Genomic DNA, 12,855 nt, shown 5'->3' with positions numbered 1-12,855 from the left:
TGCCTGACATATTTTATGTTCTTGATGACCATCCACTATAAGTAACAGTATTACCAGTACAAAAACACAATGCCCCATCTTCCTTATTCATTAAGGATATCACTTGCGTTCAGTTGCTACTTTACCCTGAATGGAATAATCAGATGCCCAGTCAGTAAAAAATTGCTGTCGACCTTGAGACAGTACGTGAATCTTCAGACTATGTGGCGGTGTACTGAAATTCAAAGAATGCTGCTGAGTGGAAAAGCGCATGTCCCCATTCTCAGGAGCACCCTGCAAATAACGTAACAATTCCTGACTGTCTTTAAATTGAGAAAAATGATCCCGTGCCTGTATCATTCTGGTAAGAGACGATTCTATTTCTTCTGTTTCGCCGCCATACCAAGAATGCTCCATGTTCGTCAGCTTTAAAGCACGACCCTCCTCATCTAATCCCTCTATTACATATTGAGTTTTACCAGGCATCCTCAATAGCACAATGGTCTGTTTATCTTCCATTTTAATTAGGCGATATGATTCACCATTTGCCATTTTAACCTGCGGATGTGTTGGTGTTAGCATGATCTGTTGAATTGAATCATAGACAGTGTAGTTCAGACGAAATTTTATACGTTTAATTGGTTTTTTAATCGGAATTAACGTCCCGTAGTTAAGAATTTCACCTTCACACTTTTTAGGGGCTGCCCAGCTACTGTCATCATGAAAGATAACTTTAGTGACACAGTAATCTGGATAGTGTTTGATATTTTTTCCAGCAGGTGAAAAATAGTCAAATACTTGGATAACTTCATTCCAGTGGGGGGTAATGATAGTACCCGAGGAAATTATCCGTTGAGTAAATTGAAATGAGGATGCATCCAGATTATTTAACCGGCGTTCCAAATCTTTCTCTGAGTAAGGGATGAAGTTTTCAGCGTAATCGGAGTCTTGGCGCTGATTGTTGTTTGGCGGGGAGACAATTGAAAACGATTGGCTGCGACGTTCCTCTTCTTGAGTATCCTGTAATATCTGTTTATAAATAATGATAACGGAATCCAGACAAGTACGTGCCTTCGAAAGAGAAATATCGGCGAAACCATTCAGTTCTCCAGGACAAGACCGATATTCTCTGGCATCAATGTTTATCGTAAATAGAAGCAATGAGCCAACGATAATAGTACATAACCCAGTGATTTTTTTTCTCATAAAAAATCCTTTTATTTGAATAACACCTTGTTATTAGATATTTTTTGCTAAAAATTGACAGTTATATAGTGGTTATGCTGAAAAAGCGTAATTTATCATATGGAAATCTGATGTGTCAGTTTATGTTTTTTAGCTCACATATTGTTTTTACTTTTAACTGAATCCTGACATCAATCTGATAAATAGGATGCTGGATAGAGAGTTTAATAAGCTGAAAAGGCTGATAATCCAGTGCGTTATTCAGATAAGGGTTGGCAATATTAAATGGCGACTTATCTGGAAAATTGACCTCTAATGACGTCCAGTACAATATAGAACCCAGACCATGTTAGCCACTGGGTAAACAGTCCAATAGTTGGTGTTCACTTCATTTTTTTACGTTACAGAAAAGCTAACGGGAGACAGCCAGAGTCCAACACTCTGAAACGAAGTATATAGCCCTTCCGGTCGAGCACTTTGATAATGTTCGAATATAGTTTTTACAGTCGGAATATCCACGATATTAACCTGTAATAAAAAAACCGCCCAAAGGGCGGTTTTAGAATCAAAGCAGAGAAACTATCACAGTGACTTAATAATGCGACTCAGCAACTTAATCCGCGGAATAATACTCTCTAACTCAACATATTCCGCCGGGCTGTGGAAATCGGCACCGATCGGGCCAAAACCATCCAGCGAAGGAACGCCTAATGCTGCCGTATGGTTAGCATCAGAACCACCACCTACCACTTGCCACTTCACCGGAATACCTTCTTCCTCACCGCAACGCTCAACTAATGTCATCAGCTTTTCCGTTTCTGCAGAAGGAGACATCGCCGGAGTATGCGCCATTTCAGTAACGGTGGAAGTTACGTCTGCCACATACGCTTTTTTGCTCATTTCATTGATAGCTTTATCAATGCGGTGATATTCATTGTTATCCCAGAAGCGTACGTCAACTACCGCCTGAGCTTTGTCCGGAACGATATTGGCGGCGTCACCACCTTTAACGACACCTACGTTCAGGGTGGTGCCCGCTTCTGCATTACCTAACTGATTAATTGCCAGAATCCAGTTCGCTAATTCGGTAATGGCTGAACGACCTTTTTCCGGTGCGTTACCTGCGTGGGCTGCTCGTCCGTGGAACTCAATGTTATAACGAGCCATACCTTTACGGGCTTTAACCAGAGAGCCATCAGCACGTGCCGCTTCGGCAACCAGCACATAGCGGCTCTGTTTAGCGTATTTACCCAACCATTCATGAGAATAAACTGAACCGGTTTCTTCATCCGGGTTCATAGCAACGGCAATGGATAATCTCTGCACATCTTTATCATCCAGTGCGCGAATAGCCCATAGAATATTCAGCAGGCCAGATTTCATATCCGCAGCACCCGGACCATATAAACGGGTTGCATCAGTAGACATTGGACGCTCGGCTGCGGTTCCCGGTGGGAATACGGTATCCATATGGCCAATCAGCAATACGTCAAATTGAGTGGCGCCAGGTTTGTTAGTAGCAAACACGCCCGGGCCGACCTCTTTACCCAGATCAACGATTTCTGCATGCCAGCCTAAATCCTTATATTTTTTCTCCATCAGACCGGCAACAACGGCAACGCCTTCGGTGGTTTGAGTTCCACAATCAATATTAACCAGCGGACGTAATTCATCTAAATATTGGTTTAACTGCATGGTTCATCCTTCCTTAATTGTTTCGTGTTGAACAGGCATATTCGCTTATAAATTAATGATGATTCTCATCAGCAGCATCGCACCAAATGAATTGATAACGGCAATAAGCAACATTAATGGAATGCGGCTACCCTTAGTGCCGACAACGCCTAAAACGCGTCCGACATATTGCACTAACGAACCCATCAGATAGATTGCAGGGGCGAGAATTGCCAGATGTTCGCCATTAAGATGTCCGCTCTGGAACAGACTGACGGCAACACCGATTGCTCCACCCATTGACATCAAGCTACTAATTAAAACAGCGGCAGCCTCTCCCGGCAGGCCAAACAGCGCCATGACAGGCTCGCAGAGCTTGCCTAACAGATCTAACAGTCCGGTGATTTGTAATGCTTTAATAATGACAAACGCCATCAGTACGTTAGGTAGTGTACTTGTGGTCGCAATTCCCCAGCCTTTACGCGCTCCGGCAACAAAAATATCAGTGATCATTGGATTTGAGTTATTAGACATGATGCATTATTCCCTTATTATTTTTCTGTCGCTGCGTTTGATGGCTGTTGTTCTTGTTCATCTTTATCTGGGAATGTTGTCAGATAAAGACGCATGATATTGGCACCTACAATTTTCATAATGAAAATAACGCCAATACAGGCTCCAATGGTGGTTGGAACAGCGAGTTCACCAGATGCCAGTACCAGAGTGAATAACACGGCACCAGAAGAGAAAAAGTTAGTAATCATGGCGCCACCAGAAAACTGGAACATGGTTAGCACTTCTTTTTCTTTGGCATTGATTTTTTGTTCATCCGCCAGAGCGCGAGTCAGTGATGCGCCCACGTCTGTACTTTGCAGGCTACCAATAATAGCCAGACCGGTAACGCCAGGAATGCCCAGAAGAGGGCGTAGAATAACGCTTAATAATTTACGCGCTGCGTTCAGAGCACCATAGTGTTCCAGCACATTGATCATTGCCAGAGCGAACATAACTGAAGGGATCAGGCCAAAGGCAAACAGGAAACCTTCCATTGCACCACTGCCACCGGTACCACGATAAGTACCATTAGTGGCTTTTAGGGCATCATCGACCTAGCTAACGCCGGTTAACACTTTACCAAACGAGCCATTGAGGGTGGTGAAATCAATGGTTGATAATAATGGAACAATCCAATCCGTTAACCAGTGGGATAATTCCGGATTCTGTGCATGTAGCTCTTTAATCTGCGCGGCAATCCAGAGAGTAGTTGCGGATGTTGGGCCAAAAATTCCAGAGAAAAAGACAACGGCAAAAAACAGTGCAAAGTAGGCACCGGCCCCAATCTTTAGCTCCTTAGATGGGACGGGTTGTGGGTTATCATTTGACATATTAATGGTTCCATTAAGAAATAATGATAGTGGTAAATAGTTTCCGATTATCTATTAGTTCTGTTTTACCAGCATTTGACTTCGATCAAATAACATACCTGCTTGAGATCACGCTTCTGGTATTAATATGGTCATATGCCATTCTCTTGGTTAAATGTTATACAAAATAACTAGTTATGCGGATTGGGATGTAATTTTTTTGTTAAATTACTGACGGTATTCAGCGTATTTTTCTGCCATAACAGGAAAATAGACGTAAATCTTATTTATTTACATAACCATTGCATATCCAGTGTATTTTTATGCGCTTTTCATGCATAATTTCACGATTCTCCATGCAATAATAAAGGATGCACAAATGTTTAAACGTCTTTCTATTTTTGGTGTATGCCTGGCTGCAGCCCTGTGTACATTACCTGTTGCCAATGCAGCGGAACCAACCTACGTTGTGGGTTCTGGTGGTACTTATCGTCCTTTCGAATTCGAAAATAGTAAAAAAGAGCTGGAAGGATTTGATATCGATATCATCAGTGCGATTGCTAAAGCCGAGAATTTCAATATCAAGCTGGTGAATACGCCGTGGGAAGGGATCTTCGCAACATTGGGCAGCGGCGATCGTGACATTATTATTTCTGGCATCACCATTACCGATAAGCGTAAGCAAATGGTTGATTTTTCAGCACCATATTTCCCTGCTGAACAGGCTATTGTGATACCAAAAGGTAAAGATATTAAGTCTATTGCCGAGCTGAAACCGCTGAAAGTGGGCGTGGTTAACTCCAGCACCGGCGATATTGTGGTATCAGAAGTTTTGGGTAAAAACAGCACTTCAATTAAGCGCTTTGATAATACTCCACTGATGCTACAAGAACTGTATGAAGATGGTATTGATGCGGCTGTAGGTGACGTAGGTGTTGCCAAGTTCTACATTAAAAACCATCCGGAAAAAGAGTTCTCTTTGGTTGCTGATGACAAATTTGAGCGTCAATTCTTTGGTATTGCCGTGGCGAAAGGTAATGAAGAGTTACGCAATAAGATCAATTCCGGTCTGAAGAAAATCATTGCTGATGGTACTTACGCGAGCATTTATCAGAAGTGGTTTGACAGCAACGTACCGGTATTACCTGCCGAGTAATTTTTTCACTGATATTCCTTTCAGGGCGATTATTCGCCCTGAATGTTTTTCTATAACGGATTCATTTTTATGTCAGGATTTCGCTGGGAGATAATCCAGGAGTATGCCCCGCTGTTTGCCGAGGGCGCATGGATGACCATCAAATGTACCATCATCTGTGTAATACTGGGCGTAACCTGGGGATTAATTCTCGGGCTGGGCGGTACGGCGCAGGCACCTCGCAATCGCGGTTTGAACCGTTTGCTGCATATTTTTGTACAGTGGCCGGTTAAGATTTATGTCAGTGCTTTTCGCGGTACGCCGCTGTTTGTTCAGATCATGGTGGTGCACTTTGCGCTGATCCCTCTGTTGATCAATCCTCGCGATGGTTTATTGGTTAGCAGTGGCATCATGTCGGTGGATTTCGCCCGTATGTTGCGCTCGGAATATGGTGCGTTCCTCTCTTGCGTAGTGGCAATTACTCTTAATGCCGGTGCCTATGTTTCCGAGATTTTCCGCGCCGGTATTCAGTCTATCGACCGTGGACAGATGGAGGCAGCCCGTTCACTGGGGATGAGCTATGGTAAAACCATGCGCAAGATTATTCTGCCGCAGGCGTTTCGCCGTATGTTGCCACCGCTGGGTAACAACGCCATTGCCATTGTTAAGGACTCCTCGCTGGCATCCGCCATCGGGCTTGCCGATTTGGCCTACGCCGCCCGTACTGTTTCTGGCGCCTATGCCAGCTACTGGGAACCCTATCTGACAATCTCTATTGTTTATTGGGTGATTACTTTCTTACTTTCGCTGATGGTAAGGCATATGGAAAAGAGGTTAGGCCGAAGTGATTAAGATTCGTAATTTACAAAAACAATTTGATAAAACCCATGTTTTACGCGGTATCTCCTGCGATATTGCTGCTAATGAGGTGGTTTGTATCATTGGCCCTTCAGGTTCTGGCAAAAGTACTTTTCTGCGCTGTATGAATGCGCTGGAAGAGATGAGCGGCGGCGAAATTACTATCGATGGCTATGACGTTCACGATCGTAAAACCGATTTGAATAAGCTGCGTGAGAGTGTGGGGATGGTGTTCCAGCGCTTTAATCTGTTTCCTCATATGACAGTACTGGAGAATTTGATTCTGGCGCCGATGGATGTGAAAAAATTGTCTAAAGCAGAAGCGATAAAACGCGCAGAACAGCTGCTACAGAAAGTTGGGTTGATCGATAAAATTGATGCTTACCCAAGTCAGCTATCTGGCGGTCAGCAGCAGCGTGTGGCAATTGCTCGAGCCCTGGCGATGGAACCGAAAGTGATGCTATTTGATGAACCTACCTCTGCTCTCGATCCTGAGCTGGTGGGTGAAGTGCTGGCAGTGATGAAAGCGCTGGCCCATGAAGGTATGACCATGGTGGTGGTAACCCACGAGATGGGATTTGCCAGAGATGTTGCCGACCGGGTTATCTTTATCGATCAGGGGATTATTCAGGAAGAAGATGTTCCGGAGAAACTGTTTACGGCACCGTCGAATGACAGGACCAAGGCGTTCTTAAGCAAAGTGTTATCTGTTTAGCTAAATGCTCTTTTGTATCTATTGCTGAGTACATTTCGTCCACTAATAGTGCGGAGTTTGAATTAACATTGGTGTGAGTGGCCGAGCAGGGGGGCATTAGGGCGAATGCCCCCCTGCACCCCCCGCGCCTTCGCACACGAATTCAGGTCGCCTGACGGCGACTACCTTCCTCCTTCGTTCGGGCTTACGCACCGGCACTGATTCGCTCCAGGCGAAGCAGTGCCTCGCCAAACATCCCTGTTTGGCGTGCTACCCTCTCTCAGTCGTCAGCTGAATTCCAGTGCTCCTAAGGTCAAAGGATTGAAGGGCAAGAGATGAGTAAAGCTTGCTTGATGTAACACATCTGAGCCTAATTTCAGTTAAACTACCCCCAGCTATTTATAACAACCAACATTCAATATGATAAAAATCTGGTCATTAGGTGATGTGGTAGTGGATCTGCTACCGCTGGAAAATATGCAATATCAGGCCTGTGCTGGCGGTGCTCCGGCGAATGTGGCAGTAGGGGTTGCCCGTTTAGGGCATCCGTCTGGTTTTGTCGGGCGGGTGGGCAACGATCCATTTGGCCGTTTTATGGCGGAATCACTGGCACAGGAAGGGGTTAACTGTCAGTGTATTGAACAGGATGATCGTTACAAAACCAGTACGGTTATTGTCGATTTATCTGCCAGCGGTGAACGTAGTTTTACCTTTTTAGTGAGTCCTTCTGCGGATCAGTTTCTCTCTTTACATGCATTACCTGATACGTCTGCTGCCATTTTACATACCTGCTCATTAGCCCTGACCGGAAGAGTCTGTCGGGATTCACTGCTGAATATCACTTGTCAGGTGAAACAGCAGGGAGGAATAGTCAGCTTTGATCTGAACCTGCGCGCCCAGATGTGGGCGGATAAACAGGAAATGCATCAGGTGATTGCAGAATATTGCGCTAAGGCCGATGTGCTTAAATTATCAGAAGAAGAATTGTTTTGGTTAACCGAATGTTCTGATGATAGCTGGTCTGATGCATTGGCGCGGCTAAGTAATTATCCGGCAGCATTGATAGTGATTACCCGGGGTAAGCAGGGGTGTTTGGTGCTATGCCAGAATGACATCCACGCATTTGACAGCTATCCGATAACCAGCGTGGATACTACCGGAGCGGGTGATGCTTTTATGGCCGGATTATTAGTGGGGATCGCTCGTTATGGTATTCCGGGACAAGAAAATGATGTATTAAAAACCCTGAGTCAGATTATCAGTCAGGCCAGCGCATGTGGTGCATTATCGACAACCCACAAAGGGGCATGGGCGGCCTTACCAAGCCAGGATCAATTACAACACTTTCTTTCAACACAGGGAATGTTAACGCCGGGAACGCGATAAGTTCAGTTTTATCCCATTTCTGTATGGAGTCTGGCCTTGAGTTATGGGATGATTAGCCGGTTTTTAGGGGGCGGGATGAAAAAACTTACGCTGTTATTAATTGTACTTATTGGCTGGTTGCAGTACTCCCTGTGGCTGGGCAAAAATGGCATGCACGATCATGCCCGTGTAGAAGATGATTTGGCTGTACAACAAGATAATAATGCCAAACTGAAATCTCGTAATGCACGGCTGTTCGCAGAAATTAACGACCTGAAAAGCGGGCAAGGCGCTATTGAAGAGCGTGCCCGTAATGAACTGGGCATGATTAAACCGGGAGAGAGCTTCTACCGGATTATTCCTGAACAGTCTCAGCCAGCACAAGGCGGTAAAAAGTAGTGACGCAGGCCAATTCTTCCTCCACGTCATCTTATCCAGATATTGTTGCCATACTCCCCGCCGCAGGTATTGGTAGCCGCATGCAGGCTGACTGTCCCAAGCAATATCTGACTATTGGTCAGCAGACTATCATTGAATACGCTATTCATGCGCTGTTGTCTCATACTGCCGTTCGTCAGGTGATTGTCGCATTAAATCCTAATGATAATACTTTTGCTCAACTGGCTGTGGCACAAAACCCTCGGGTTTCTGTCGTTATTGGCGGCGCTGAGCGTTCTGATTCCGTATTGGCAGGTTTGAAGCAGGCAAAGGCTCTGCAGGCTGACTGGGTTTTAGTGCATGATGCTGCACGTCCATGTTTGAGCTATGACGATTTAGATAAGTTGATTCAATCGGTATTACTGGTAAAGCAGGGCGGTATTTTAGCCATGCCGGTCAGAGATACCATGAAACGTGCGATTGTCGATAAATCCGCCATTGCTAATACCGTCGATCGCAATGGCCTTTGGCACGCCTTAACGCCACAAATGTTCCCACTGGAACTGCTGTTTGAATGTATGGTTCGGGCGCAACAAGAAGGTGCGGTAGTAACCGACGAGGCTTCAGCTTTGGAACACTGCGGTTTTCATCCGCTGTTAGTATCCGGTCGTTCAGACAATATTAAAGTCACCCGCCCGGAAGATCTGGCGCTGGCAACATTTTATCTTACACACCAATAATAGACAGGAGAGTGACTGATGCGTATTGGTCATGGTTTTGACGTACATAAATTTGGCGGCGAAGGCCCGCTGATTATTGGTGGGGTTCGCATCCCTTATGAGTTTGGTTTACTGGCTCATTCCGATGGTGATGTGGCACTGCACGCATTGACCGATGCTTTGCTGGGCGCAGCGGCACTGGGTGATATCGGTAAGCTGTTTCCTGATACCGATCAGGCCTATAAAGGCGCGGATAGTAGAGAACTGCTGCGGGAAGCGTTTCGGCAAGTGAAAGCCAAGGGGTATGTGGTTGGTAACGTTGATGTCACTATCATCGCTCAATCGCCAAAAATGGCGCCTCATATTCCACAAATGCGGGTGAATATTGCCGAAGATTTAGGTTGCCATATGGAGCAGGTAAACGTTAAAGCCACCACAACAGAACAGCTTGGTTTTACCGGTCGTAAAGAGGGTATTGCCTGTGAGGCCGTCGCCCTGTTGGTTAAGGCATGAATAACGGCATGATGTCATTATCCTGGCTATACGGTGAACCAACTGCCACCGGCGTCCTTAAAAAGTCGCCACAAGACTTTTGCGTTAAAGAAGATCTGGGCTTTGAACCCGATGGTGAGGGTGAACACGTGCTGGTCTATTTACGCAAGACTGGCTGCAATACTCAGTTTGTCGCCGATAATCTGGCACGCTTTGCCAAAGTATCCGGTCGGGTGGTGAGCTATGCCGGACTTAAAGATCGTCATGCGGTAACCGAGCAGTGGTTTTGCCTGCAGATGCCGGGTAAAGACACGCCTGATTTTAATGCTTTTACTCTGGAAGGCTGTGAAGTCCTGAAAGTAGCACGTCATCGCCGTAAGTTGCGCATTGGTACGCTTAAAGGAAATTTTTTCCAACTGGTGCTACGGGATATCAGTCTGAAAGAGGATGTTGAGTCACGCTTACAAAAAATTCAGCAGTCGGGCGTTGCCAACTATTTTGGTGAACAACGTTTTGGCCGTCAGGGCAATAATCTGGTGATGGCAGAACGTTGGGCTAATAATGAAATCAGCGTAAAAGAACGTAACAAGCGCAGTTTTTATCTGTCTGCAGCGCGCAGCGCGATGTTTAACCACGTTGCCAGCCAGCGAATTGCGCAATCTTTGCATCAGCAAGTGATACCTGGTGATGCCATGCAACTGAGTGGCAGAGGAAGCTGGTTTGTGGCTCAGCCTGAAGAGCTTGAATCTTTGCAGCAGCGGTTAAATGATGGTGAATTGCGGGTAACTGCGCCATTGCCGGGTGACGGTGAGTTGGGCACCCAGTTGGAAGCACAGATTTTTGAACAACAGGTATTGGTTGATGACCAAACGCTGTTTTCACTGGTGAAACGCGAGCGGGTTGAACCTGCTCGTCGGGCTATTTTGGTTCAACCTCAGCAAATGGCATGGCAATGGCTGGATGATGCTACGGTATCGGTCAGCTTTTGGTTACCGGCGGGTAGTTTTGCTACCAGCGTGGTGCGAGAGCTGATGTTAACCGCAACCAGTGAAGATATACCGGAAGAGTGATTGATAGAACCATCGCGATTGAGTCGCGATGGTTCTCCTATTCCTTCATCCTGCATCCCTGCAAAATATCCAGTTCAGATTTATATTCCTGAGTCTTTATATCCAACATTCCGAGAATGGTATGGAATAAATTATCCTGTGAAAACTCCTGCTGCCGGGCTTTATTTTCCAGACAGCCGCTGTCTATCTGGTAATCTTTTTTATAGTCATCTGACATCCACATCAGAAAAGGGATATGGGTTTGTTCATCGGGGGCCAGTAAGTAAGGGGTTCCGTGCAGATATAAACCTTTTTCACCCAATGACTCGCCATGGTCGGAAAGGTAAACCAGTGCGGTGGCAAATTTCTGCTGGTGGCTTTTCAGTAGGCGGAGGGTTTTATCCAGCATGGCATCGGTATAAAGCAGCGTATTGTCATAGGTATTAATCAGCGACTGATGGTCGCAATCCTGTATCTGATTGCTGTCACAGGTTGGAGTGAACTGTCGATACTCAGCAGGATAGCGCTCGAAATAGGCCGGGCCATGGCTACCCATTTGATGTAATACAATCAACCCATCGTTGGTCAGGCCGTTAATATAGTTATCCAGTTTGCTCAGTAGAGCATCATCATAACAGCTGCCATTGTGGCACAGGCCATCCGGTTTTAGCTGAGTTATATCCTGATGAGGAATGCGATCGCAGGCGCCTTTACATCCGCCGTCGTTCTCCCGCCACAATACGCTGACTTTGGCTCTGGCTACAATATCCATTAACCCTTCCTGATGGGCTGCTTTTACCGCGTTATACTCTTTGCGCGTCATATCGGAAAACATGCAGGGCACAGAAACCGCGGTCTCTGTGCCGCAGGAAGTGACATGAGGGAAATAAATAACGTTATTTTGCTTTAATTTGGGGTTGGTCTCTCGCGGATAACCGCCTAATGAAAAATTAGCCGCCCGGGCGGTTTCGCCGACCACTAATATGACCAGCGTTTTTTTCGGCTCCTGCTGAATAACCGCACCTTCATGCGCATCCATACCGATATCAACCAGTGGTTGATGGCTCTCCACCTCTCGTTTGAGAGCGCTGGTTACACCAGAAACATAGTTAGTAGGTACCAGCATTTTGACCAGATGAGGGTGATTACGAATTAACGGCGCATAATCTTTATAGAAAAAGAAAGCGATAACCAGAATGACCAACAGCGAAAGGCCGATATTTGCCAGCCTTGCCCCCACCGCTTTTAGCCAGTGTTGTGCTGGCTAAATTTTCACGGCGATAACTAATACAGAAGGCAGTACGCCCAGCAGCAATAACCACAACATCATCTTGGGGGTTATCAGCGCCATGACTTCTTGATAATTGGTCTCTAAGGCGTTTTGCATCATATTGCGATCAATAACTACATTAAAGCTGTACATCACATAGTTAACGTAAGCTCCACCCAGCAGCAAAATAATAGCCAATGGTTTACGCAGCCAGGGCAGCAACAGTAAGCTAAACACAATATTTAATGCACAGAATAGCGTCACCGGAACCGTAGCCATAAACAACCAGTGCTGCCGCCCGGTATCAGCAATAGCCTGCCAGAATGCCGTTAATGCCAGTGCGTTTTGAAACAGGGTAAAAAACAGTGCGGTTATCAAAACAAAGGTAAGCCCACGGCAGCGTAACTTACTGGCAATACTCATAGCGTTACTCCGTCAGATAGTCTGACAAGGTGGTGATAGTAAATGACAGCCATTTGGATATTGTGGTTATAGTTTAGTTCAGCCGGGATAAGGGTTAATTGTTTCATTGATGATTGTTTGCATAATTTATCGCCATACTGAGAGCAATATCGGAAGAAAGCGCCACTGAATAGGGCTGTCAGGTTTTCCTGCGCGTGCAGAAGTGGTTATAATCAAACTTGTGTTAATCGTAATGAATTACTTCTGATGTATTGGGTCAGGGGATAAATA

11 protein-coding genes and 2 pseudogenes are annotated in these 12,855 nt (G+C 45.6%); 8 read left to right on the top strand and 5 right to left on the bottom strand.

The window, feature by feature from the left end; translation table 11 throughout:
- Window positions 1-99: 99 nt before the first annotated feature.
- From EKN56_RS12300 to EKN56_RS12285, 4 genes and pseudogenes are all read right to left on the bottom strand, one after another.
- Window positions 100-1,185 (bottom strand): hypothetical protein, encoded by a 1,086-nt coding sequence (locus tag EKN56_RS12300; protein ID WP_130592042.1) that lies wholly within the window; start codon window positions 1,183-1,185, stop codon window positions 100-102.
- 561 nt (window positions 1,186-1,746) lie between these two features.
- Window positions 1,747-2,859: a M20 family metallopeptidase gene (locus EKN56_RS12295; RefSeq protein WP_130592041.1), complete on the bottom strand. Its 1,113-nt coding sequence runs from the start codon at window positions 2,857-2,859 to the stop codon at window positions 1,747-1,749.
- Between the two features lie 45 nt (window positions 2,860-2,904).
- Window positions 2,905-3,372 (bottom strand): YjiG family protein, encoded by a 468-nt coding sequence (locus EKN56_RS12290; protein ID WP_130592040.1) that lies wholly within the window; start codon window positions 3,370-3,372, stop codon window positions 2,905-2,907.
- Window positions 3,373-3,389: 17 nt separating this feature from the next.
- Window positions 3,390-4,223, bottom strand: a pseudogene (locus EKN56_RS12285) (nucleoside recognition domain-containing protein).
- Between the two features lie 358 nt (window positions 4,224-4,581).
- Here EKN56_RS12285 and EKN56_RS12280 point away from each other — a divergent pair.
- The 8 genes from EKN56_RS12280 to truD all read left to right on the top strand — a co-directional run bounded on the left by EKN56_RS12280 (window position 4,582) and on the right by truD (window position 10,913).
- Window positions 4,582-5,358 carry a basic amino acid ABC transporter substrate-binding protein gene (locus EKN56_RS12280; protein ID WP_130592039.1) on the top strand — a complete coding sequence of 259 codons (777 nt, stop codon included), beginning with the start codon at window positions 4,582-4,584 and terminating at the stop codon, window positions 5,356-5,358.
- Window positions 5,359-5,427: 69 nt separating this feature from the next.
- On the top strand, window positions 5,428-6,189 hold the full coding sequence (locus EKN56_RS12275) for an amino acid ABC transporter permease (RefSeq protein ID WP_130592038.1): 762 nt from the start codon (window positions 5,428-5,430) through the stop codon (window positions 6,187-6,189).
- Window positions 6,182-6,910, top strand: coding sequence for an amino acid ABC transporter ATP-binding protein (locus EKN56_RS12270; RefSeq protein WP_130592037.1), 729 nt, complete (start codon window positions 6,182-6,184; stop codon window positions 6,908-6,910). The genes EKN56_RS12275 and EKN56_RS12270 overlap by 8 nt, the downstream gene beginning before the upstream one ends.
- A gap of 402 nt (window positions 6,911-7,312) precedes the next feature.
- The gene (locus EKN56_RS12265) at window positions 7,313-8,275 is read left to right on the top strand and encodes an aminoimidazole riboside kinase (protein WP_130593694.1); all 963 of its coding nucleotides are present in this window, start codon (window positions 7,313-7,315) and stop codon (window positions 8,273-8,275) included.
- Window positions 8,276-8,350: 75 nt separating this feature from the next.
- Complete coding sequence (gene ftsB / locus EKN56_RS12260; RefSeq protein WP_130592036.1) at window positions 8,351-8,653, top strand: cell division protein FtsB; 303 nt, start codon at window positions 8,351-8,353, stop codon at window positions 8,651-8,653.
- Window positions 8,653-9,372 carry a 2-C-methyl-D-erythritol 4-phosphate cytidylyltransferase gene (ispD, locus tag EKN56_RS12255; protein WP_130592035.1) on the top strand — a complete coding sequence of 240 codons (720 nt, stop codon included), beginning with the start codon at window positions 8,653-8,655 and terminating at the stop codon, window positions 9,370-9,372. The genes ftsB and ispD overlap by 1 nt, the downstream gene beginning before the upstream one ends.
- Window positions 9,373-9,390: 18 nt before the next feature.
- Window positions 9,391-9,864: a 2-C-methyl-D-erythritol 2,4-cyclodiphosphate synthase gene (gene ispF / locus EKN56_RS12250; RefSeq protein WP_130592034.1), complete on the top strand. Its 474-nt coding sequence runs from the start codon at window positions 9,391-9,393 to the stop codon at window positions 9,862-9,864.
- Window positions 9,865-9,872: 8 nt separating this feature from the next.
- The gene (truD, locus tag EKN56_RS12245) at window positions 9,873-10,913 is read left to right on the top strand and encodes a tRNA pseudouridine(13) synthase TruD (protein WP_246019818.1); all 1,041 of its coding nucleotides are present in this window, start codon (window positions 9,873-9,875) and stop codon (window positions 10,911-10,913) included.
- Between the two features lie 37 nt (window positions 10,914-10,950).
- Here the strand turns inward: truD and eptA are convergent.
- A pseudogene (gene eptA, locus EKN56_RS12240) lies at window positions 10,951-12,585 on the bottom strand (phosphoethanolamine transferase EptA).
- Window positions 12,586-12,855: the final 270 nt, after the last annotated feature.

Source organism: Limnobaculum zhutongyuii, from assembly GCF_004295645.1.
Classification (GTDB): Bacteria; Pseudomonadota; Gammaproteobacteria; order Enterobacterales; family Enterobacteriaceae; genus Limnobaculum; species Limnobaculum zhutongyuii.
This window is presented reverse-complemented; position numbering and strand designations above follow the sequence as displayed.

Coding starts and splice junctions, on each gene's coding strand:
- EKN56_RS12300 (WP_130592042.1), bottom strand. CDS start 1,185: ATGAGAAAAAAAATCACTGGGTTATGTACTATTATCGTTGGCTCATTG.
- EKN56_RS12295 (WP_130592041.1), bottom strand. CDS start 2,859: ATGCAGTTAAACCAATATTTAGATGAATTACGTCCGCTGGTTAATATT.
- EKN56_RS12290 (WP_130592040.1), bottom strand. CDS start 3,372: ATGTCTAATAACTCAAATCCAATGATCACTGATATTTTTGTTGCCGGA.
- EKN56_RS12280 (WP_130592039.1), top strand. CDS start 4,582: ATGTTTAAACGTCTTTCTATTTTTGGTGTATGCCTGGCTGCAGCCCTG.
- EKN56_RS12275 (WP_130592038.1), top strand. CDS start 5,428: ATGTCAGGATTTCGCTGGGAGATAATCCAGGAGTATGCCCCGCTGTTT.
- ftsB (WP_130592036.1), top strand. CDS start 8,351: ATGAAAAAACTTACGCTGTTATTAATTGTACTTATTGGCTGGTTGCAG.
- ispF (WP_130592034.1), top strand. CDS start 9,391: ATGCGTATTGGTCATGGTTTTGACGTACATAAATTTGGCGGCGAAGGC.
- truD (WP_246019818.1), top strand. CDS start 9,873: ATGATGTCATTATCCTGGCTATACGGTGAACCAACTGCCACCGGCGTC.